This is a genomic window from Sphingomonas bacterium (genome assembly GCF_028292945.1).
Taxonomy (GTDB): Bacteria; Pseudomonadota; Alphaproteobacteria; order Sphingomonadales; family Sphingomonadaceae; genus Sphingomonas.
The window spans coordinates 1-18,298 of record NZ_JAQGLJ010000091.1; the positions used below are offsets into that span (position 1 = coordinate 1).

Consider the following 18,298-nt stretch of genomic DNA (forward strand, 5'->3'; position numbering starts at 1 on the left):
GCCGCAGGGTTGCTCTCTGCCGCCCCGATCGCGATCGCACAGGGGAAAATGTCTGAGATGCGCTGGCGAAGCCGGTGTGCTGTCTCGATGGCACCTCGCTTCTCCACGGCCGCGAGCACATCCAGCATGACGGGCGCGGTGATTGCGCCCAGTGACCAGTCGCCGATCGAGTCGAATACATCACGCTCGAGGCTGTGCAGCACGTCACGGGCGTGAATCGTAGACCAAGCCGATTGGCGCTGATCGTGTCATCTGCGGGCGAGCCGCTCCAACATGTTCTCACCTTGTGCGCGGACCGTCCGCATCGCGATGCGGCGCTGCATGCCGGGGTCCAGCCCGTCACGAACCTGAGCCTTTGCCTCGTCTCGCCGGCTTCTGGCCTCCGTCAGCGCCATCGACGGGTAGGAACCCAGCGACAGGGTCTTCTGCTTCGTTGTGCCGTCCGCCTTCTTCCCGAAGGCGTAGTTCATTCGCCAGTGGCGACCGCCAGCCGGACTCGAGGACAGATAAAGCTGCCCGCTATCGGCCAGCTTGTAAGCCCTCTCCGTGGGCTTCGCGGCCTTGATCTTGGCGTCGGTCAGCATGGTGGGCGCAGCGATGCCATGGAATTCTTGGTGCGCTACCATGGACTGTACCACGCGACACCATGAACGCAGCCGGTTCAGGTGAACAGCGGTGAACGGGCTCGACCCGCCAAGTGTCGGAGAAAGTAGTAGAAAGTGAACCAGAAGGACCGGCGGCAAACAGCCCCGTGGCGGAGACGGAGGGATTCGAACCCTCGGTACGGTTTCCCGTACGACGCTTTAGCAAAGCGTTGGTTTCAGCCACTCACCCACATCTCCGGCTTCGGCAGCGACGCGGCTATAGCGACGGTGCCGCGTCCGATCAACCGGCTGGCGCGCAACCGACTCGGTTGGGCGTGGGCGTTCATTGCGCCGACATGCGCGGGGTGGTTAACCTTGCCGATGAAGAGGGAGCGGGCGATGCGGGGCATGTGGGTGAAACTGGCGGCTGCGGGGCTGCTCGTGGTCGGGACGGCAGGCGCGCAGGTGCGCACGATCGATCCGAACCAGGCAATCGACTCCGATCTGCCGCAATCCGCGCCGCGACCGGCGCCCACCCCGTTCCCCGACGAACCCGTGCCCGCCGAGGAGCCCGTCGAGGCCGTGCCGCAGGTTCAGGCACCGCCTCCGCCAGACCAGCGCAGCGCGGATGCGACCACTACGTCCGCCGACGCCTTCGAGCGCGACGACGTGCTCGGCGCGGCCGAGGGCGTGTTCGGCAAGGGCGCGCAGGGGCTTGCCGGGATTATCGAGAAGACGCTCAAGGACCAGGGCCGCCCCAACGCCTACATCGCCGGCCGGGAAGCATCGGGCGCGTTCATCGTCGGGCTTCGTTATGGCTCGGGCGTGATGACGCACAAGGTGGAGGGGCAGCGGCCCGTCTACTGGACCGGCCCCAGCGTCGGCTTCGACGTCGGCGGCGACGCGGCCAAGGTGTTCGTGCTGGTCTACAACCTCCACGACACCGAGGAGCTGTACAAGCGCTTCCCCGGCGGCGAGGGGCGACTCTACGCGGTCGGCGGCTTCGGTGCGACCTATCTGCGCCGCGGCAACGTGGTCCTGATCCCGATCCGGCTCGGCGTCGGCTGGCGCGCGGGGGTGAACGTCGGGTACATGAAGTTCACCCACAAGAGTAAGTGGCTGCCGTTTTAGTCGCAGTCGGGCAGCCGGCCACGTCCGGCTGACTCCGGCAAGACCGGCCGGCGGGGCGCGTCAGCGAAGCCGTCCGACGTCCCGGCGCGGCTTCGCCGCGACGCCCCTTCGTCTACGTCATGCCGGCCTGGGGCCGGCATCCAACGTGCCCCGAACGCCTCACGTGTCGAGGGTTGGACCCCGGCTCAAGGCTGGGGTGACCGAGGTCCCGCAACTCACAGGCAATCGCCCGTCGCCATGCACCCGATGGTGAGGAGCGCCAGAACATAAAGGCCAACCGCCACGGGCAGGTAAACCCCGGCGATGATTGCCCGCGCGCACCAAGGAAGCGGCAGCAAGTGCAGCCCCAGGATCATGAGCGCCACCGTAGCTGCGTCCAGTAGGGGGCCGAGTTCCCGAGGCACCCGCACGTTGTGAGTGGCCATGTTGAAGACGAACAGAACAACCGGGGCGCCGAGGGCTAGCAGCAGCGCCATCGGCCAGCTTCGCTCGCCCGTCGCGGTCACACCACCCGCCACCCCAACATCTCCCCCGCGTGAAACGGCACCACGTCCCCGATCACCCCAGGCACCGCCACCCCTTCCCGCACCAGCGTCACCGTGCCCTCGTTCAGCGGCAGCCCATAGAAGCGCGCGCCATGCTCGCTCGCGAAGCCCTCGAACCGGTCGAGCGCCCCCTCCTCCTCGAACGCCGCCAGGTAGGACTCGAGCGCGAACGGCGCATTCCATACCCCCGCGCACCCGCACGAAGACTCCTTGTCGCCCACCCGGTGCGGCGCACTGTCGGTGCCCAGGAAGAACTTGCCGCTACCCGACACCGCCGCCGCTCGCACCGCGAGGCGATGCCGCTCGCGCTTCAGCACCGGCAGGCAATAGACATGCGGTCGCAAGCCGCCGGCGAACAGCGCGTTGCGATTGAGGTGCAGATGCTGCGGCGTGATCGTCGCCGCCACATTGGGTCCCGCCCCGGTCACGAACGCTGCCGCATCGGCGGTGGTGATGTGCTCCAGCACGACCTTCAAAGCCGGAAAGTCGCGCAGCAGCGGCGTCAGCACGCGCTCGATGAACACCGCCTCGCGATCGAAGATGTCGACCGTCGGATCGGTCACCTCGCCATGCACGCACAAAACCATGCCAGCAGCCTCCATCGCGGCCAGCACCGGGCGTATGGCGGCAACGTCGGTGACGCCGTGCGCGGAGTTGGTCGTCGCATGCGCCGGGTACAGCTTGCACGCGGTGAACACGCCTTGCTCGTACCCACGGACGATCTCACCCGCGTCGGCATCGTCGGCCAGGTAACAGGTCATCAGCGGCTCAAAACCCGGCCCCGCCGCCGCGGCGATCCGCTCCCGGTACGCCATCGCCGCGGCGACCGTGGTGATCGGCGGCGACAGATTGGGCATCACGTTCGCGCGCGCGAACTGCCGCGCGGTGTACGGCGCCACCGCCGCCAGCATCGCGCCGTCGCGCAGGTGGACGTGCCAGTCGTCGGGGCGGCGGATCGTGAGTTCCGAAACAGTCGCGGTCGCTTGGGATTCCATGCGTGCGCGCTTACCTGAAGCCCATGACCGCCACTACCCCCGGAACCTGCCTGACCGACCGCGCTCTCCTTCGTCTGTCGGGCGAGGATGTGCGCGGCTTCCTGCAAGGGCTGCTCACGAACGATCTCGGCCAGCTCGCCCCCGACCGTCCGCTCTGGGCGGGGCTGCTGACGCCGCAGGGCAAGGCGTTGTTCGACTTCATCCTGTGGGCCGACGGGGACGACGTGCTGATCGACTGCGAGACCGCGCAGGCCGATGCGCTCGCCCGCCGCCTGAAACTCTACCGCCTGCGCCGGGCGATCGTCATCGAACCCGATCCAAGCGCCGTCCACTGGTCGCCGGCCCCGACGCAAGGCACGCCCGACCCGCGCCTGCCCGATCTGGGCCATCGCTGGCTGGGGGAGCCGGGGGAGGCGGCGCAGGGCTGGCACGAACATCGCCTGCGGCTGGGCGTCACGGAGGGTGTGGGCGAACTGGGCAGCGGCGAGACGCTCTGGCTGGAATGCAACGCGCGTGAACTGAACGGCGTCAGCTTCACGAAGGGCTGCTATGTCGGCCAGGAGAATACCGCGCGCATGCACCATCGCGCCAAGGTCAATCGCCGCCTCGTCGTCGCACCGCTCGGCCCCGAGAGCGATCGCACCCGCATCGCTTATCCCGAGCTGAGCCTGATGGTGGAGCAGCGCCGGATCGAGGCGCTGGGCGATGCGATCCGCCCCGCCTGGCTGACGGCCGCAATCAGCTGAACAACTAAATGCAATGCTGTCAGCCGCCTGACACGTCGGTTCCGGGATCGTTCAGTGGCCGGCGGGCATTACCCTCCTCATCCGGGACATCCCCGGTAGTGCAAGAGGAGTTATCCGATGCGTAAGTTGATCACCGCCCTGCTCGCCGCCACCGTGCTGGTGCCCGCGGCCGCCAGCGCGCAGAGCTACAACGAAGTCCGTCGCGACCAGCGCGAGGTGCGCGAGTCGCGCCGCGATCTGGACCAGGCACGCCGCTATGGCGATCGCGGCGACGTCCGCGAAGCGCGCCAGGAACTGCGCGAAGACCGTCGGGAGCTGCGCGACGACCGGCGCGACTACCGCCAGACCAACCGCGGCTACAATCGCGGCAATTACGCCGGCCCGCGCGGCTATCGCTATCGCCCGGTGACCGTCGGCTATCAGTTCCAGCCGAGCTACTACGCCCGCAACTATTGGGTGAACGACTGGAACCGGTATCGTCTGGCCCGCCCCGGCATCAATCAGCAGTGGGTCCGCTACGGCAACGACGTCGTGCTGGTGAACATCCGCAACGGTCGCGTGATCCGCACCCAGAACCGCTTCTTCTACTAAGCGGATGCCCTCGGCCGGCGCAAGCTGGTCGCGGACGGGAGGGCTCGGGGCTTCGGCTCCGGGCCTTTTCGCGTCAATAGTTCGCCCACAATCCCGGCGTCGCCAGTTCCAGCACATGGCTGTCGGGATCGTCGAAATACAGGCTGTGCCCGCCCCTGGGCCAGCGGACCTCGCTGCGGATCGCGACGCCCTCGCGCATCAGATGGTCGCGCCAGGCGTCCACGTCGCGCGCCGCGATCGCGAACGCCATGTGCGATCGCCCGGCGCCATCATGGCCCGGGATGACGCCGCCCGGCGTCGGCGTGTCAGCCCCCGACCCGCCGCGTGCGAACAGCAGCAGCACGCTTCCCGGCCCCGCATCGAACGCCTGCAATCGCTCGTTTTCGAACAGTGTCGGCAGGCCCAGAACCTGGGTGAAGAACGCCGCGGCCCGCTTCAGGTCGGCGACGTATAGCGCGGTCTCCAGCACGGGTCCCAGCGGTGGAGCGGTCATCTGCCCACCGCCAGATAGGTGAACCCCGCTCCCTCCACCGTTTCGCGCCGGTATACGTTGCGCAGGTCGACCATGACCGGAGCCGCCATCACCGCCTTCAGCCGGCGGAAATCCAGTGCCCGGAACACGTCCCACTCGGTGACGATCACCACCGCGTCCGCGCCGTCCGCCGCCTCATAGGCATCGCGCGCATAATGGAGGTCCGGCATCATCGCCTTGGCCGCCACCATCCCCTCCGGATCGTAGGCCCGCACGTTCACCCCGGCATCGCCCAGCGCCGTGGCAATCGCCAGCGCCGGCGCATCGCGCATGTCGTCGGTGTTGGGCTTGAAGGTGAGCCCCAGCAACGCGACCGTCTTGCCGCGCGGTTCGTCTCCCAACGCGGCGAGCACCTTGCGCCCCATCGCGCGCTTGCGGCTGTCGTTGACCTGCACCACCGCCTCGACGATCCGCTGCGGCGCGTCGAAATCCTCCGCCGTCTTGAGCAGCGCCAGCGTGTCCTTGGGAAAGCACGACCCGCCATAGCCCGGGCCTGCGTGCAGGAACTTGCGGCCGATCCGGTTGTCGAGCCCGATGCCGCGACTGACGTCCTGCACGTCCGCGCCCACCGCTTCGCACAGGTCGGCGATCTCGTTGATGAAGGTGATCTTGGTCGCGAGGAACGCGTTCGCCGCGTATTTGATCAGCTCGGACGTGCGCCGCCCGGTGAACAGGATCGGGCTCTCGTTGAGGTACAGCGGCCGGTACACCGCTTGCATCACCGCCTGCGCGCGCGCGTCCTCGGTGCCGATGACGATGCGATCGGGTCGCTTGAAATCGCCGATCGCCGCGCCCTCGCGCAGGAATTCGGGGTTGGAAACGACGGCGGTGTCCAGGTCGGGCCGCTTCTCGCGCAGGATCGCCTCGACGCGGTCGCCCGTCCCCACCGGCACCGTCGACTTGGTGACGACCACGCTCGGCCCGGTCAGCGCGTCCGCGATCTCCTCGGTCGCGGCGAAGACATAGGACAGGTCCGCATGCCCGTCGCCACGCCGCGACGGCGTCCCCACCGCGATGAAGATCGCATCCGCGCCGTCGACCGCGGGCGCAAGGTCGGTGGTGAAGCTCAGCCGCCCCGCCGCAACGTTGGCCGCCACCAGCGCCGCCAGCCCCGGCTCGAAGATCGGCATCCGCCCCGCGTTGAGCGCCGCGATCTTGTCCGCGTCCTTGTCGACGCACACCACCTGGTGCCCGAAATCGGAAAAGCACGCTCCCGACACGAGCCCGACATAGCCCGACCCGATCATGGTGATACGCATGGAAAACCGCCGCCTGTGAAACGAAGCGTCGGGCTTAAGCCGAGCAATGGTGAATTGCCACCACCGGCGCCGATCACGACGTCACGCGCGTCCCGTGCAATTCACGCGCGCCGCGGATCAGCGTCAGCCGATCGACGCGGTTCCCCTCGGGGTGGAACACGACGCGCATGATCCCGCCCTCGACCCGGAATTCGGTGGCCGACACGGGTCGCAGCGGCGTGGGCGACTGGCCGAACGCCGCGATCGTCAGCCGTCCGTCGCCGCTCAGCGCGACGCTCACCACCGGTGCCTCCGTCTTGAACGTGCCCACGTAGCGCGCGAGCACCGCCGGCGCGATCGCCACCGGCGCGGGCGCATCGCCGGTCCGGGTCGCCAGCGTCGGCCCGGCCGCCTCCACGCGGTGCACCGCCACCACCGGCACGCCCGCGCCGTCGCGGCGGAACTGGAACCAGGTCAGGCTGCCCGCGCCGAAGAAGAAGCGATCGTCGCCCGCGGCGAAGGCTTCCTGCTCGTCGTCGTCCCGGCCCAGCCACAGCTTACCGTCGCGTGGGAAGAAGCGCAGCGCGGGTCCACGCTCGGCCTGGTAGGTGCCGAACAGCGCCGCCACGTTCGCAGGCGGATCGACCGGGGTGAAGCTCGGCACCGGCTGCCCCATCGCCAGCGCCGCCAGCCGTTGTACCAGGACGTCCGGGTCGGTCGCGGGATCGTCGGTATTGGCGAGCACCGCGACGAACAGCTCGGCCGCCGGCACCCAGGCACTCGCCGCATCCAGCCCGCGCCCGGAGCCGCCGTGCACCAGCGCCGGCCGCCCGCGCAGTTCGCGCAGCCGCAGGCCGAAGCCGTACGGCTCCGTTCCGCCGCCGGTGAGCCGCGCGGGCGCGATCATCTCCGCATACAGCGCCCGCGACACGACCCGGCCGCCGTGCAGCGCCCGTGCCCAGCGCGCCAGGTCGGCAACACTCGCAACCAGCCCCCCCGCCGCGCCGGCGACGCTGATATGCACACCGCGCGCCGGGGCATAGGCGCCGCCCTCGCGTGAATAGCCGCGCGCCGCGCCCGTCGAGGCCTCGGCATAGGCCAGCGTCTTCAGCCCCAGCGGCCGTCCGATCCGCTCGACCACCGCCTGGTGCCAGGGTTTGCCCGTCACCTGCTCGACGATCGCGCCCAGCACGACATAACCGCCATTGTTGTACTCCCAGCGTTCGCCCGGCGGCGACACGGCGGGGCGGCTGCGGATCAGCGCGATCAGGTCGGCTGTGCTGTTTGGCTGCAGCGAGGGCGGACTCAACATCCAGCCGGGGATCTTGCTGAAGTCCTGCAGCCCGGACGAGTGGTTGAGCAGCTGGCGCACCGTCGCGTTCGCGCCCGGTGACGGCCAGTCGGGGAAGAAGCGCGACAGCGGGTCGTCCAGCCGCACGCGCCCTTCCGCCACCAGCTGCAGCACCACCGCCGCGACGATCTGCTTGGTGATCGATCCCAGCCGGATCGGCGTGTCGGGCGTGATCGCACGCGCGCCACCGGTATCGGCAAGTCCGCGTCCGCCCGCGTACAGCGTCCGGCCACCGAGCATCACGATCACCGCCGCGCCCGGCGCATCGGCGGGGAAGCTCGCCGCCACGATGCGTTCCACTTCGGCGGCGCTGACGCGCTCGGCCGCAGCGGTCTGCGCCACGGCCCCCGCGCCCGTCATGCCGGTGGTCGCCAGCGCGATCGCCAGCCAGCCTGCTCGTGAAGTCGCCATGTGCCGCCCCTCTCCCGTGAGGGTCCTGCCTTGCGGCAGGGTCCGTGCAGAGCCGTTGGCGATGCGGGAGGAGAAACGATGCAGGCGCGGTTCAGCGTGGCGAAACCCCCGCCACGAACGTCGCCAACGCGGCGTTGACCTCGTCGGGCGCCTCCTGCTGCACCCAGTGACCCGCGCCCTCGATCAGCGTGGTGCCGCGATAATCGTCGCACGCCGCGCCTGCGCTCGCGAACATGTCGATGCCGGGCATGAAACCGCGCACCGGGTCCAGCGTGCCGGCGACGAAGCACGCCGGCTGTTCGATATGCCTCCCCTTCACCACGTCGCGCGCGGCGAAATCCAGGTCCTGCGCGCGATAGCGGTTGAGCGGCCCCGTCCAGCCGCCGCGCGCGAACGCCGCGCGATAGTGCGCCATGTCGGCCTCGTTCATCCACTCGGGATAGCGGCTGGGCGCGGCCATGCCGTCGAGGAACTTGGCGTCGGGACCCTTGGGCGCGAACGGCTGCGCGCGCAGCCCCTCGCCCGAGATGCCCCAGAAGATCTTGTCGAGCGCCTGCGCGTCGCCCGCGAACTCCGCCTCGGCGACGCCCGGCTCCTGGAAATACAGCTGGTAGAAGAACCGGTCCTTGTGGACGTGGCGCATCGCTGCGAGGAAATTGGTGTCGCCAGCGGGCACATAGGGCACGCTCAGCCCGGCCACCGCCGCTACCTTGTCGGCGTGGCGCAAGGCGGTGTTCCAGACGATCGGCGCCCCCCAATCATGCCCGAACAGGATCGCGCGGCCTCCCAGCGCGTCGATCACCTCCGCCACGTCGCCGCATAATTCGGCCATCGTATAGGCCTCGACCGCGTCGGGCTTGCTGCTCTCGCCATATCCCCGCACGTCCAGCGCCGCGATGCGTCGTCCGGCGGCGGCGAAATGCGCGATCTGGTAGCGCCAGGAATGGCTGAGCTCCGGCCAGCCATGCACGCACAGGATCGGCAGGTCGGGGCTGTTTGTCGGCCCATCCGCGATGACGCTCAGCGTGATGTCGCCGTTACGAACCTCGAACCGTTCCATGGCACCTCTCCCCTGGGCGTTCAGCATGCTCGACGACGGGCTTGGAGGCAATCCGACGGACACTATGAACGCTCCAGCCGTGAAGACTGCGCTACTAATCTCGCCCATCAACGCCATTCCCATGGTCAGCCACGATCGCCGAGGGGGATCGGTTTGAGCGTCAAACCGCGCATCAGCTCGTGCCCTATCTGTTCGGGCCAGTACCGATCAGATCCATCAATGACGTGCTCGCTTTGGAACTGGATCAAGGTGACGCGGTGATGTCGATCCGTGGGCAATTGCACAACGTCGGCATCCCAAGGATTACGCGCGCTGCTTCCCGCATGTCGCCGCCGTGATAGCGAACCCGCTTTATGTCCGGGACGATTTCAAAAACGACGGCAGGATCGAACTGGTCGGCAAGCCTGCGGGTTTGGAGCAGTATCTATTGATTGCGGTCGAGGTCGCACTGGACGAGAACGGCCGGTACAACGTCGTGTCCTTCTATCCCGTCTCGGATCAGAAGGTCGAAGCGAGGCGCGACAAAGGCCACCTCAAACGCCTGCGGCTGCTATGAAACGGGCCTCCCGAAACTAGCTCGAGCGACCCGCAGTTTTTAGCTCTAGCCAGCTGGCCCATTTCCGGATTTCTTCGCCCCGAAGGGTTACTGTACCACGACAGCAATCGCGTTCGTGGTGTGTGAGGAGGCTGTTCTCACCTCTGAGAGCTAAATGGTTTAGGCCTGATAGATGGCCGCACCTTGCCAACTGTCAACGCAGGACAGTTCGCAACGGTTGCAGCCACGATTCAACAAAAAGGGAGGCCGGTTTCCCGACCTCCCCGCTTTGTCTTCAGCCCGAGGGCGTGACTTACTGACCCGAACCCGGGCCGTACATCACTTCCACGCGGCGGTTCTGCACTTCGCGGACACCGTCCGCCGTGTCGACCCGCGGGCGGGCTTCGCCGAACGCCTCGGATGCGATCACCGTGTCGGGGATCGAACGCGACGTCAGATAGCCCTTCACCGCGTCGGCGCGACGCTGCGACAGACCGACGTTGTAGCTGGCCGAACCCGACTTGTCGGCGTGACCCGCCAGCATGACCTGCGCGTTGCCGCAGTTCTGATACTGGGTAACGGCATTGTCGAGGATCGACGCGGCCTCCGGCGTGATGTCCGACTTGTCCCACTCGAAGAACACGATGAACGGTCCCGGCGAGCAGACCGGTGCTTCCACCACGGGCGGCGGCGGCGGCGGCGGGGGCGTCTCGACCACCACCGGCGCCACGACCACGGGCGGCTCCGGCGTGAAGAAGTTGTACGTCAGGCCGCCCAGGATGCTGTGCGAACGGAAACGACCCTCGTGCAGGCGGTTGCGCACGTCGTTCAGCTGGACGTTGTCGACGTTGAAGAAGCGATACTTCACCGACACGTCGACATTGTCCGACAGCGGCGCGCGGATGCCGGCCAGCGCCTGGTAGGCGAAGTTCGTGTCCGAATCGTCCAGGAAGCTGCCGAAACGGTTCAGGCCGTAACGCGCCTTGACGCGCGCCACGCCGACGCCGCCGCCGACAAAGCCCTGCACGCCGTCATCCGGACCGAAGTCCAGCAGGCCGTTGAGCATGAACGACAGCGCGTTGGTCTTGCCGCCGGCATAGTTGAACGAGCCGGACGTGGAGTCGACCAGGCCACCGGTCGAGGTGTACACCGGCGTGGTCACGGACGACCGGAAGCCGTCCACCACCGCCTGGCGATAGCTGACTTCAGCCTCGACGCGGAAGCCGCCGAAATCATAGCCGATCTGGCCGCCGACATCCCAGCCATATTCGTGGTCGACGCTGGCTGCGCGATCGACGGTCGTGCCGGTCACAAGCGTGATGTCGTAATCGATGTCCTCAACGATCATCGCACCGCCTTCAACGCCCACATACCACGACTTGTCGCGGGCGAGGGCGGGCGTGGCGAGAGCCGTAGAGGCGAGTGCCAGAACAATGGCAAGCTTCCGCATGGTAATCCCCTTTTCACAGTGTCACTTCGGACAACGCAAACTCGATACTCCGGGGTTGGTTGCGGCGCAAGATGACATTCCCCGACTTGTGTTGCATCTCGGCCACAGACGGCCGGCTGAAAGAGTTAGCGTATCGCTAACGTGGATCAGGCCGCGATAAGTCCGTGTGTTCGCAGCAAGATCAAGACCTGTGTCAATGTCGCGCGCGCTTCCGCATCCACCGTCGTGCCGCCGGTGGCGACGGCGATCGCCGGCTGTCTAGGGCCGACCACGCGCACCCCGTCGATCACTAGCTCCGCGCCCGACAGTCGCCCGACACGCCACTGCCCGCCCGTCCGACTTGCCTCGCAATCGTCGGCCATGCTCCAGACGCGCATGCCGTCCCGCGCCGGCGCGAAGCGCCAGCCGCCTGCCGTCCACCCGGCCAGCGCCCCCGCCCTGCCCGACCAGGCGCCGGTCGGCACCGATCCCGCGATCCAGCACTGGCCCTCGCTAGGGTTTTCTGGCGGCGCGTTCACCCCCACCGCCTCGACGCTCGCCTGCGCCAGCAGGTCCAGCAACGCCAGCGCCTCGTTGTGCGTCATTTCCTTTTGCGCCTGTCCTGCCTCCAGCAGCGGCAGCGCCCATCGTGCCGTGTCCGTCATATGCTCTCCTGGGGTTGTCACAGCGTGATGGTCACGCCCGCCGATTCGCCGAACGTCCCGCGTTGCCGGACGGTGACGGTCACCGGTCCCGCCGCCCGGTCCGTCGCCGTCACGATCGCGGCGGGCGTCGTTACCAGTTCCTCGCGCGCGCCTATCGTCACGCGATAATGTTCGCTTTCCTCGCCGAGCGGCGCGTCGACTCCGTCAAGCCAGCGCCAGCCCGCGCGGCTCCGCCGGAGCCAGCTGACGACAGCGCCACCCTCGCCCGTCGCCGTCCAGCGCAGCCCAATGGGCGCCAGCGGCAGCACCGACACACCAGCCACGTTCGCGGTTGCGACCGATGGCTCGTCCACGTCGCCGACGCCCGCCGCCATGATCCGCACCGTTCCACCCAGCGCCGCCAGCGGCAGGTCGATCGCCGATGTCGTGTCGGCGCCCAACAGAACGAACCGGCTTCCCGCCACGCCCGCCGACGGCAGCGTCCCACGCCGTCCGCGCCACAGCCCACGCAGCCGCCAGCGCCCGTCACCCAGCGGTTCGGCGGTTCCGAACTGAACCAGCTCGTCGCCGACCAGCGCCAGGTTCGCGCCGCGGTCCAGCGCCGCCGCATCAGCGTCGTCCAGCGCCATGTCGCCGCGCGCCAGTTCCACCACCAGCGTATGACGCTTGTCGATCAGCGTCGCCGGTGCCGCGCCCGCCGGCTCGACGACCGTGCCGATGACGCCCGGTGCGGCGGTTGCGCCTGCTTCGGTCCAGCTCGCCCCCGCATCAAGGCTCAGCAGCAGCGGTGCGCCGCGCCAGCCCGCGCCCGTGCCGCACGCCACCACCAGCAGCCGGGGCTGCGTCAGCACCGAGTCGTCCAGCGCGGGCAGCTCGACCGCATGCAACAGCGTGCGCCCGACCGGCAGATCGACCTGCGCCAGCACCCGCCCCGCGCTCGCGGCGGCCGCGACCGGCGCGCGCGCCAGCGGCGACAGCACCACGCTCGCCGCCATGGCTTCCAGCACCACCTCGTCGACCCGCCACGACCCGCTCTCGCCCGCCACCCCGACCACGTCCCCCGGTGCCAGCCGCAGCGCGTCCAGCCTCGCCGGCAGCGTCCGCCGCACCCGCGCCGCCTCGCCGCGCGCGAGTGCCGCTTCTGCGATCCCCTTTGCCGCGCCCGCCGAGATCGCGGCCGGCACTTCCATCGCCAGCGTTGGCCCGCCCGGCGCCGGACGCCGCGCCCGCTGCAGCCCCGCCTGCCAGTCGCGCGCGGGATCATAATGGCTCACCGTCACGACCGCAGGCGCGGTGTCCGCCGCCGCCACCTCGCGCGACGCGGCCCGCCCGTCCTGCTCGATCATTGTCAGTGCCGGGGGCCCGCCATCGCGCATCACCAGCCCCGCACCGTCGGGCGCGAACCACGCGCCGCTCGCGGTCGCCAAGCTCTCCAGCACCGCGCCCACCGACCCGCCCACCCCGGCAAATCCGTCGACCAGCAGGCTCGCACCCCCGCTCACCTCCGCCGCCAGTTCGGCCGCAATCGCGCCGACCGTCACCGGTTCCTCGTCCGCCACGACCTCGAAGGTCAGGTTCGGCAGCCGATCGCCGAACGGCTCCAGCGCCAGATCCTCGAATACCGCATAGGCATGCCCACGATGCGCCGGCGCGAGCCCCGCACCCTCGGCCGACGCGATCAGCGGGTCCGCCACCTGCTCCTCGCCGCCGAGGTGCAGCCGGAACGTCGCCGGCACCTTCCACTCAGCCTCCGCGCCCCGGATCAGCTGCCCGTCCGCCCACACCCGCCCGACGCGCAGCACCGGCCGCGCCGACAGCAGCACCGCGAACGATGCCGAATAGCTGTAGCGCGTCGTTGACGGCTGCCCCTTGCCCGCGCGACTGGTGGCGCGCCGTTCGATCAGGTCGGTGGACCAGATCACCGTGCCAGCCACGCGCATTGTCCCGAACAGCTTGGGGATTGGCGTGCCATAGGACGAGGTCTGCACGCGCAGCTCGGTCAGCCGCGGCCCCTCGCGCCCCTTGGGCGCCAGCAGCCGCGCGTCCACCGCCCGCCCCGCCAGCGCGCCCAGCGCCGCCCCCACCGGCCCACCGAGCACTCCGCCGACGGCGGTCAGCACCAACGTCGCCATCAGCTAGTCCCCCATCCGCCAGCACCCAATCACCGGCCATGAAACATCACCCGGTCGCAGCACCACGCGACGCAGCCCCGCATCGGCATGCACCAGGCCCGCGCCCGCCCTGATCCCCAGATGCAGCTGCCCCGGCCCCGTCCGCAGCAGCACCACATCGCCCGCGCGCGCGTCATCCGCCCGGATCAGCACCGCATCGAGCAGCGCCGCCACCTTCTCCGCATCGCCGCCACGCAGCGCATATCCCGTCGGCACGTCACCGGCGAACCCACCTGCCCGCAACGCCCACGCCGCCAGCCCGACGCAGTCCAGACCCGTCGCGGGGTCGCGCCCGTGCAATCGAAACCTAGCACCCAAAGCTGCCAGCGCAGCCTCAGCTACCGCACTCACGCGCCCGGATGCCGTGTCAGAAGGTCGATCCCCGGCAGATACGGCTCGCCGCGAAAATTCACCGCGTTGCCGAACCGCCCCGCGCACGTCGCCAGGCTCTTGTCGCAGCCCTGGATCAGCTCGACCAGCACACCAGCCCCGGCCACGAACACCGGCTCCTCGCGCAACGTCACCGCTGCGCCCGCCGACGCCGCGATCCACCCCTCCAACCCGCCATTGGCGCCGCCGAACCAGCGCAGCCGCCCGTCCGCGTAGATCCCGTCGGCGGCGGCGCGGTCCAGTGTCACCGTCCGCCCGTCGACCGCCACCACGCGCGCAAAGCCGCGCCGCCCGGCCATCGCCACCCGGCACCGCCGATCGCCCAGTTCCGCGCGGCATTCGGGCGAGGTCTCCTCCACCACCGGCCGCGCCAGCGCCGCACTAGCGCCGCGCAACTCGGCGCTGAACTGCCCGCCCTTCAGCGACACCGCCCCCAGCCGCCCTTCGCCCAGCTCGACGCGCTCGCCGCCGCCGGTCCAGTCCACCGCGAACAGCACCACCCGCGCGCCGTCCCAGCGGCCGCTGAGCAAATCCGCCTGGCCGATCGCCGCACTCGACAGCGCCCCGGCCACGTCGCTCGTATCCGCCTCCAAAGGCAGACTCCGCTTCACCGCCGACGGCATCATCCCGGGCGCGGCGCGATGCACCAACCCGTCGACCACCAGATCGCCGTCATGCGCGGTCAACCCGATCGCCACCCCATCGCGCCGCTCCACCCGCCAGCACAGCGCGAGCGTCGTCACTTCATGCGTCAGCATGCCCATGCGAATCTCCTTTCGACCCGGTGAGGAGCAAGAGGGCCGTCCTCGCCCAAGCCCCTCCCCGGCTTCCGTCGGGGAGGGCAGGAGGCAGGCTAGCGCGAGCTCCCCGCTACCTGCTCGTCACTCCCTTACTTCCACCAACGGCACCGATACCGCCTCGCCGGCCGCCCAGGTGGCGCACGCCACCTCCAGCCGGTCTTCCGCGAACCGCACCGGCACGTCGAAGCCGAACGACGCCCGCACCGCCACCCCCGCCGCCGGAGCCGCATCCAACACCACGCCGCCCGCCTCCACCGCGAAGTCCGTCGTCCCCACGCCGCCGACCGTGACGGACACGCTCCCCGCCACCGGCCGCGTGATCCGCCGTTCCATCTCCCCGTACCGCTTCACCAGATCGAACCGCCGCCGCACGCCGTCGCCGTGGCCGAGCAGCTGATTGCCCGCCTCGAAATCGAACGGGTCACGCAGCCGAAACCCGCGCGCGGGCCCCAGCCGCGCGCGAAAGAACCCCAGCAGCGCGGCGATGTCCGCCTCGCTCCGCACCCCCGGCCCGACGTCATAGCGCGTCCGCGCCTGCGCCCAGTTCGCCTGCCGCTGTTCCGCCCCGCCGCTGCCCGCGATCACCGCGGTCGAGAAAGCCGGCGCCACCGCCGCGTCTCGCCCGAGCGCCAGCGGAAACAGCACATCGTCGAATGCCTGCACCTCGTCCTCCCCATCCCAATATACCAAGCCGTCGCGCAGCACCTGCGGCAGGGCCCACAGGAACACCGCCGCCACGCCGCGCCCCCGCGCCGCTTCCGCCGCCGCGACGATAAGGTCCCATTGCGCGGCGTCCTCGCCCCGCAGCACGAAGCCGCTGAGATAATGCTGGTCCCCCACCGGATACCCCAGCCGCGCCTCCGCCGCCGCCACGCCCTCGCGCGTCGCCGCCGTGTCGCCAGCCGTCACCCAGTCGTAATCCTCCAGCTGCAGCACATCGAAGGCGGGGCTTGCCCACCCAATCGGCAACGTCGCGCGCTTCGCTTCCGGCGCGGCGCGGTCGAGCACCGTCGGCAGATAGGCCAGCAGATGCGTGACGCAGCCGGGCGCGGCGTCCTTGGCAGCCTCCGCCAGCGCCGCCGTCGACGCCGCCAGACAAGCGCCCGCCGCATCCAGCGTTGCGCGCTGCCCGGCGCTCAGGCTCGCCCTGACCGTCGGGATCGCCACCGGCGCGAACGCCGCCACCGCGCTCGCGTCGTAAAGACATGGCCGCCCATCCGGCATCGTCCACCACCACGGCTCGCCGACCTGGAATTTCGGCGACAGCCCCGCCGCCACCGCCACGCCCATGAACGCCGCCGCCACCGCGTGCAGATACGCCATCGCCTCCGCATTGGCCGGCGACAGCAAGGTCGATGGCGGCACCCATCCGGTCAGTGCCGGCGAACCGTCGGCGGCACGCTGCTTCCACCCCGCCGGGCAATGCTCGTCTAACAGCTCGTACGACAGCGACCAGATCACGTCGTACCCGAGCGCCCGCGCGCGTTCGGCAAAGTCGCGATGCCACGCGGCGCACGCCACGTTCAGCGCACCACCGTCGAGCGTCGCCAGAGCGGAAGAGAGCCGGAAATAATGGCTCATCCCGACATAATGGTTGATCGCGCCACGATACCCCAGCTGCAGCACGTTGCGCAGCAACCGTGCGGGCGTCAGGTGATACTGGTCGTCATAACCGCTCGCGATCTGCAGCGAGTGCGGCGGCACCACGACATCGCCGATCGCCAGCACCGCCCCAGGCCCGTCGCAGGCAATGCCCGTCATCTCCGCCCAGCCCTCGCCCCCCCCGGACTCTGGCGTCGCGAAGGGCGTGGCGCTGCCCGGCACATATCCCGGCGGCGCCAGCGACACGAACATCCGGTCGACATCGCCCATCCACACCACCGGCCCGCCCAGCCCGAACCCGTTGCGCACGTCGGCAAAGTCGAACGCCACGGCCGCGTCCTCGCCGCTCCCGACCGCGTAATTCCACAGCCGCACGTAGGCGGTGAACGCCTCCCCATCGGCGTCGCGCCCCTCCACCGTCAGCACCGGCCCATCGACCTGATCCAGCGCCACCACGCCCCCCGACCGCCACCGGAACGACAGCCGGCACCCGCGAAAATCGCGCGCCGTCTCATATGCCAGCAGCGGATGATCGAACCGATCGGCGGCCTCCCAGATCACCCCCACCAGGTCGCCCACCCGCCCGAACACCGCATCGACGCGCAGGGCGTCGGGCGCGGTGGTGACGACGGAGGCCATCGTCGGGCGCGGAAAGTTCACGGACCAGAACCGCGGGTCGAACCGCGTGATGTAGTCCGACGCCTGCTCGCGGCGTTCGGTTGCGAGCCAGTGTGGCATGGGGATCTCCTGATGCGACGGGGGTTTAGGCAACACCATTGCGTCACCCCGGCCTGGAGCCGGGGTCCAACGTGCAGCGCCGCTCACCCAGGGCGGGCAGCATACACCCGCACAAGTTGCTTCCTTGGTCGGGTCAGCGCGCGGGCAGCGGCTCCAGGCCAAGGCCAACGGCAAGATCAACCCAGGCGGGATTGGACTGCTCGATCAGCGGGATTTTCCAATCACGCCGCCAGCGTTTGATCCGCTTCTCGGTCGCGATTGCCGCTTCCATCGTGTCGGCCATCACGAACCAGACTAGCCTGAGCACACGTAGCGAGAGGTGAAGCCGGCGAACCTGCCTTCACGATGCTGCATCAACCGGCCTATCAAGTTCGATGTCACGCCTACATACAATGTGCCAGGGAGGGCGCTTGCCAGGATGTAGACGCACGGTTGTAGCTCCCGCATGGGTTCAGCTTGCCGCACGTTGGACCCGGCTCAAGGCCGGGGTGACGGAGTAAGCTTTCTCTGCCACTTCCCTCCGCGCCTCCGCTGAACGGACCTTCTACCCCTCCAACGCCGCCCGCACCGCCCGCGCGACCTGCCGGCTCGATTGCCGCATCGCCTCCGCACCTTCGCCGGCGCGCGCGTTGATCGTGATGCTGACCCGCACGTCGCGCGCGCTGCCCGAACCAGTTGCCTCCACCCGCCCCGCCGCTGTCGGCACGAACAGTTCCGGCCCGCGCTCGCCGACCAGATACCCGCGCCCGCCGACCACCGGCCCGCCGGTCGCCCGCCCCGGCAG

The 18,298-nt window shown here is 69.4% G+C and carries 17 protein-coding genes, 1 tRNA gene and 3 pseudogenes; 4 read left to right on the forward strand and 17 right to left on the reverse strand.

Annotated features, from left to right (window positions below; genetic code table 11):
* The 3 genes and pseudogenes from JWN21_RS10360 to JWN21_RS10370 all read right to left on the reverse strand — a co-directional run.
* Nucleotides 1–203 (reverse strand): annotated as a pseudogene (locus JWN21_RS10360) (integrase); the annotation flags it as partial.
* A 45-nt stretch (nt 204–248) separates the two neighbouring features.
* A complete protein-coding gene (locus JWN21_RS10365) occupies nt 249–584 on the reverse strand; it encodes an Arm DNA-binding domain-containing protein (RefSeq protein ID WP_299649418.1) in 336 nt (111 codons plus the stop codon).
* Nucleotides 585–752: 168 nt separating this feature from the next.
* Nucleotides 753–842, reverse strand: a tRNA-Ser gene (locus JWN21_RS10370).
* A 141-nt stretch (nt 843–983) separates the two neighbouring features.
* Here JWN21_RS10370 and JWN21_RS10375 point away from each other — a divergent pair.
* Nucleotides 984–1,715, forward strand: a complete 732-nt coding sequence (locus tag JWN21_RS10375; RefSeq protein ID WP_299649465.1) for a DUF1134 domain-containing protein — start codon at nt 984–986, stop codon at nt 1,713–1,715.
* Nucleotides 1,716–1,930: 215 nt separating this feature from the next.
* On the opposite strand, the gene JWN21_RS10380 is transcribed toward JWN21_RS10375, so the two are convergent.
* Nucleotides 1,931–2,221: a hypothetical protein gene (locus JWN21_RS10380; protein ID WP_299649421.1), complete on the reverse strand. Its 291-nt coding sequence runs from the start codon at nt 2,219–2,221 to the stop codon at nt 1,931–1,933.
* Complete coding sequence (gene pyrC, locus JWN21_RS10385) at nt 2,218–3,255, reverse strand: dihydroorotase (RefSeq protein ID WP_299649424.1); 1,038 nt, start codon at nt 3,253–3,255, stop codon at nt 2,218–2,220. The genes JWN21_RS10380 and pyrC overlap by 4 nt, the downstream gene beginning before the upstream one ends.
* A 23-nt stretch (nt 3,256–3,278) precedes the next feature.
* On the opposite strand from pyrC, the gene JWN21_RS10390 reads away from it, so the two are divergent.
* Both JWN21_RS10390 and JWN21_RS10395 read left to right on the forward strand, forming a co-directional pair.
* Nucleotides 3,279–4,001 carry a folate-binding protein gene (locus tag JWN21_RS10390; protein ID WP_299649427.1) on the forward strand — a complete coding sequence of 241 codons (723 nt, stop codon included), beginning with the start codon at nt 3,279–3,281 and terminating at the stop codon, nt 3,999–4,001.
* Nucleotides 4,002–4,118: 117 nt separating this feature from the next.
* Complete coding sequence (locus JWN21_RS10395; RefSeq protein ID WP_299649430.1) at nt 4,119–4,592, forward strand: RcnB family protein; 474 nt, start codon at nt 4,119–4,121, stop codon at nt 4,590–4,592.
* A gap of 73 nt (nt 4,593–4,665) precedes the next feature.
* Here the strand turns inward: JWN21_RS10395 and JWN21_RS10400 are convergent, their stop codons facing one another.
* From JWN21_RS10400 to JWN21_RS10415, 4 genes are all read right to left on the reverse strand, one after another.
* The gene (locus JWN21_RS10400) at nt 4,666–5,085 is read right to left on the reverse strand and encodes a VOC family protein (RefSeq protein WP_299649433.1); all 420 of its coding nucleotides are present in this window, start codon (nt 5,083–5,085) and stop codon (nt 4,666–4,668) included.
* Nucleotides 5,082–6,383 carry a UDP-glucose/GDP-mannose dehydrogenase family protein gene (locus JWN21_RS10405; protein ID WP_299649436.1) on the reverse strand — a complete coding sequence of 434 codons (1,302 nt, stop codon included), beginning with the start codon at nt 6,381–6,383 and terminating at the stop codon, nt 5,082–5,084. Before JWN21_RS10405 ends, JWN21_RS10400 begins: the two co-directional genes overlap by 4 nt.
* Nucleotides 6,384–6,456: 73 nt before the next feature.
* Nucleotides 6,457–8,124, reverse strand: a complete 1,668-nt coding sequence (locus tag JWN21_RS10410) for a serine hydrolase (protein ID WP_299649439.1) — start codon at nt 8,122–8,124, stop codon at nt 6,457–6,459.
* Between the two features lie 91 nt (nt 8,125–8,215).
* Nucleotides 8,216–9,184, reverse strand: a complete 969-nt coding sequence (locus JWN21_RS10415) for an alpha/beta fold hydrolase (RefSeq protein WP_299649442.1) — start codon at nt 9,182–9,184, stop codon at nt 8,216–8,218.
* A gap of 334 nt (nt 9,185–9,518) precedes the next feature.
* Between JWN21_RS10415 and JWN21_RS10420 the strand changes: the two genes are divergently transcribed.
* Nucleotides 9,519–9,740, forward strand: a complete 222-nt coding sequence (locus JWN21_RS10420) for a hypothetical protein (protein WP_299649444.1) — start codon at nt 9,519–9,521, stop codon at nt 9,738–9,740.
* 292 nt (nt 9,741–10,032) lie between these two features.
* Here JWN21_RS10420 and JWN21_RS10425 read toward each other — a convergent pair whose 3' ends face one another.
* The 8 genes and pseudogenes from JWN21_RS10425 to JWN21_RS10460 form a co-directional block, all read right to left on the reverse strand.
* Entirely contained in the window at nt 10,033–11,169 is a 1,137-nt protein-coding gene (locus JWN21_RS10425; protein WP_299649447.1) for an OmpA family protein, read from the reverse strand.
* Between the two features lie 146 nt (nt 11,170–11,315).
* Complete coding sequence (locus JWN21_RS10430; RefSeq protein ID WP_299649450.1) at nt 11,316–11,813, reverse strand: DUF2793 domain-containing protein; 498 nt, start codon at nt 11,811–11,813, stop codon at nt 11,316–11,318.
* 17 nt (nt 11,814–11,830) lie between these two features.
* Nucleotides 11,831–13,945: a phage tail protein gene (locus JWN21_RS10435; RefSeq protein ID WP_299649453.1), complete on the reverse strand. Its 2,115-nt coding sequence runs from the start codon at nt 13,943–13,945 to the stop codon at nt 11,831–11,833.
* A gap of 3 nt (nt 13,946–13,948) precedes the next feature.
* Entirely contained in the window at nt 13,949–14,284 is a 336-nt protein-coding gene (locus JWN21_RS10440; RefSeq protein ID WP_299649456.1) for a peptidoglycan endopeptidase, read from the reverse strand.
* 47 nt (nt 14,285–14,331) lie between these two features.
* Nucleotides 14,332–15,138, reverse strand: a complete 807-nt coding sequence (locus JWN21_RS10445; RefSeq protein ID WP_299649459.1) for a DUF2163 domain-containing protein — start codon at nt 15,136–15,138, stop codon at nt 14,332–14,334.
* Nucleotides 15,139–15,255: 117 nt separating this feature from the next.
* Nucleotides 15,256–17,514 (reverse strand): DUF2460 domain-containing protein, encoded by a 2,259-nt coding sequence (locus JWN21_RS10450; RefSeq protein ID WP_299649462.1) that lies wholly within the window; start codon nt 17,512–17,514, stop codon nt 15,256–15,258.
* Nucleotides 17,515–17,647: 133 nt separating this feature from the next.
* Nucleotides 17,648–17,961, reverse strand: a pseudogene (locus tag JWN21_RS10455) (GIY-YIG nuclease family protein).
* A 97-nt stretch (nt 17,962–18,058) separates the two neighbouring features.
* Nucleotides 18,059–18,298 (reverse strand): annotated as a pseudogene (locus tag JWN21_RS10460) (tail tape measure protein); the annotation flags it as partial.

Coding starts and splice junctions, on each gene's coding strand:
- JWN21_RS10450 (WP_299649462.1), bottom strand. CDS start 17,514: ATGCCACACTGGCTCGCAACCGAACGCCGCGAGCAGGCGTCGGACTAC.
- JWN21_RS10390 (WP_299649427.1), top strand. CDS start 3,279: ATGACCGCCACTACCCCCGGAACCTGCCTGACCGACCGCGCTCTCCTT.
- JWN21_RS10365 (WP_299649418.1), bottom strand. CDS start 584: ATGCTGACCGACGCCAAGATCAAGGCCGCGAAGCCCACGGAGAGGGCT.
- JWN21_RS10415 (WP_299649442.1), bottom strand. CDS start 9,184: ATGGAACGGTTCGAGGTTCGTAACGGCGACATCACGCTGAGCGTCATC.
- JWN21_RS10405 (WP_299649436.1), bottom strand. CDS start 6,383: ATGCGTATCACCATGATCGGGTCGGGCTATGTCGGGCTCGTGTCGGGA.
- pyrC (WP_299649424.1), bottom strand. CDS start 3,255: ATGGAATCCCAAGCGACCGCGACTGTTTCGGAACTCACGATCCGCCGC.
- JWN21_RS10395 (WP_299649430.1), top strand. CDS start 4,119: ATGCGTAAGTTGATCACCGCCCTGCTCGCCGCCACCGTGCTGGTGCCC.
- JWN21_RS10430 (WP_299649450.1), bottom strand. CDS start 11,813: ATGACGGACACGGCACGATGGGCGCTGCCGCTGCTGGAGGCAGGACAG.
- JWN21_RS10410 (WP_299649439.1), bottom strand. CDS start 8,124: ATGGCGACTTCACGAGCAGGCTGGCTGGCGATCGCGCTGGCGACCACC.
- JWN21_RS10375 (WP_299649465.1), top strand. CDS start 984: ATGCGGGGCATGTGGGTGAAACTGGCGGCTGCGGGGCTGCTCGTGGTC.
- JWN21_RS10435 (WP_299649453.1), bottom strand. CDS start 13,945: ATGGCGACGTTGGTGCTGACCGCCGTCGGCGGAGTGCTCGGTGGGCCG.
- JWN21_RS10445 (WP_299649459.1), bottom strand. CDS start 15,138: ATGGGCATGCTGACGCATGAAGTGACGACGCTCGCGCTGTGCTGGCGG.
- JWN21_RS10425 (WP_299649447.1), bottom strand. CDS start 11,169: ATGCGGAAGCTTGCCATTGTTCTGGCACTCGCCTCTACGGCTCTCGCC.
- JWN21_RS10400 (WP_299649433.1), bottom strand. CDS start 5,085: ATGACCGCTCCACCGCTGGGACCCGTGCTGGAGACCGCGCTATACGTC.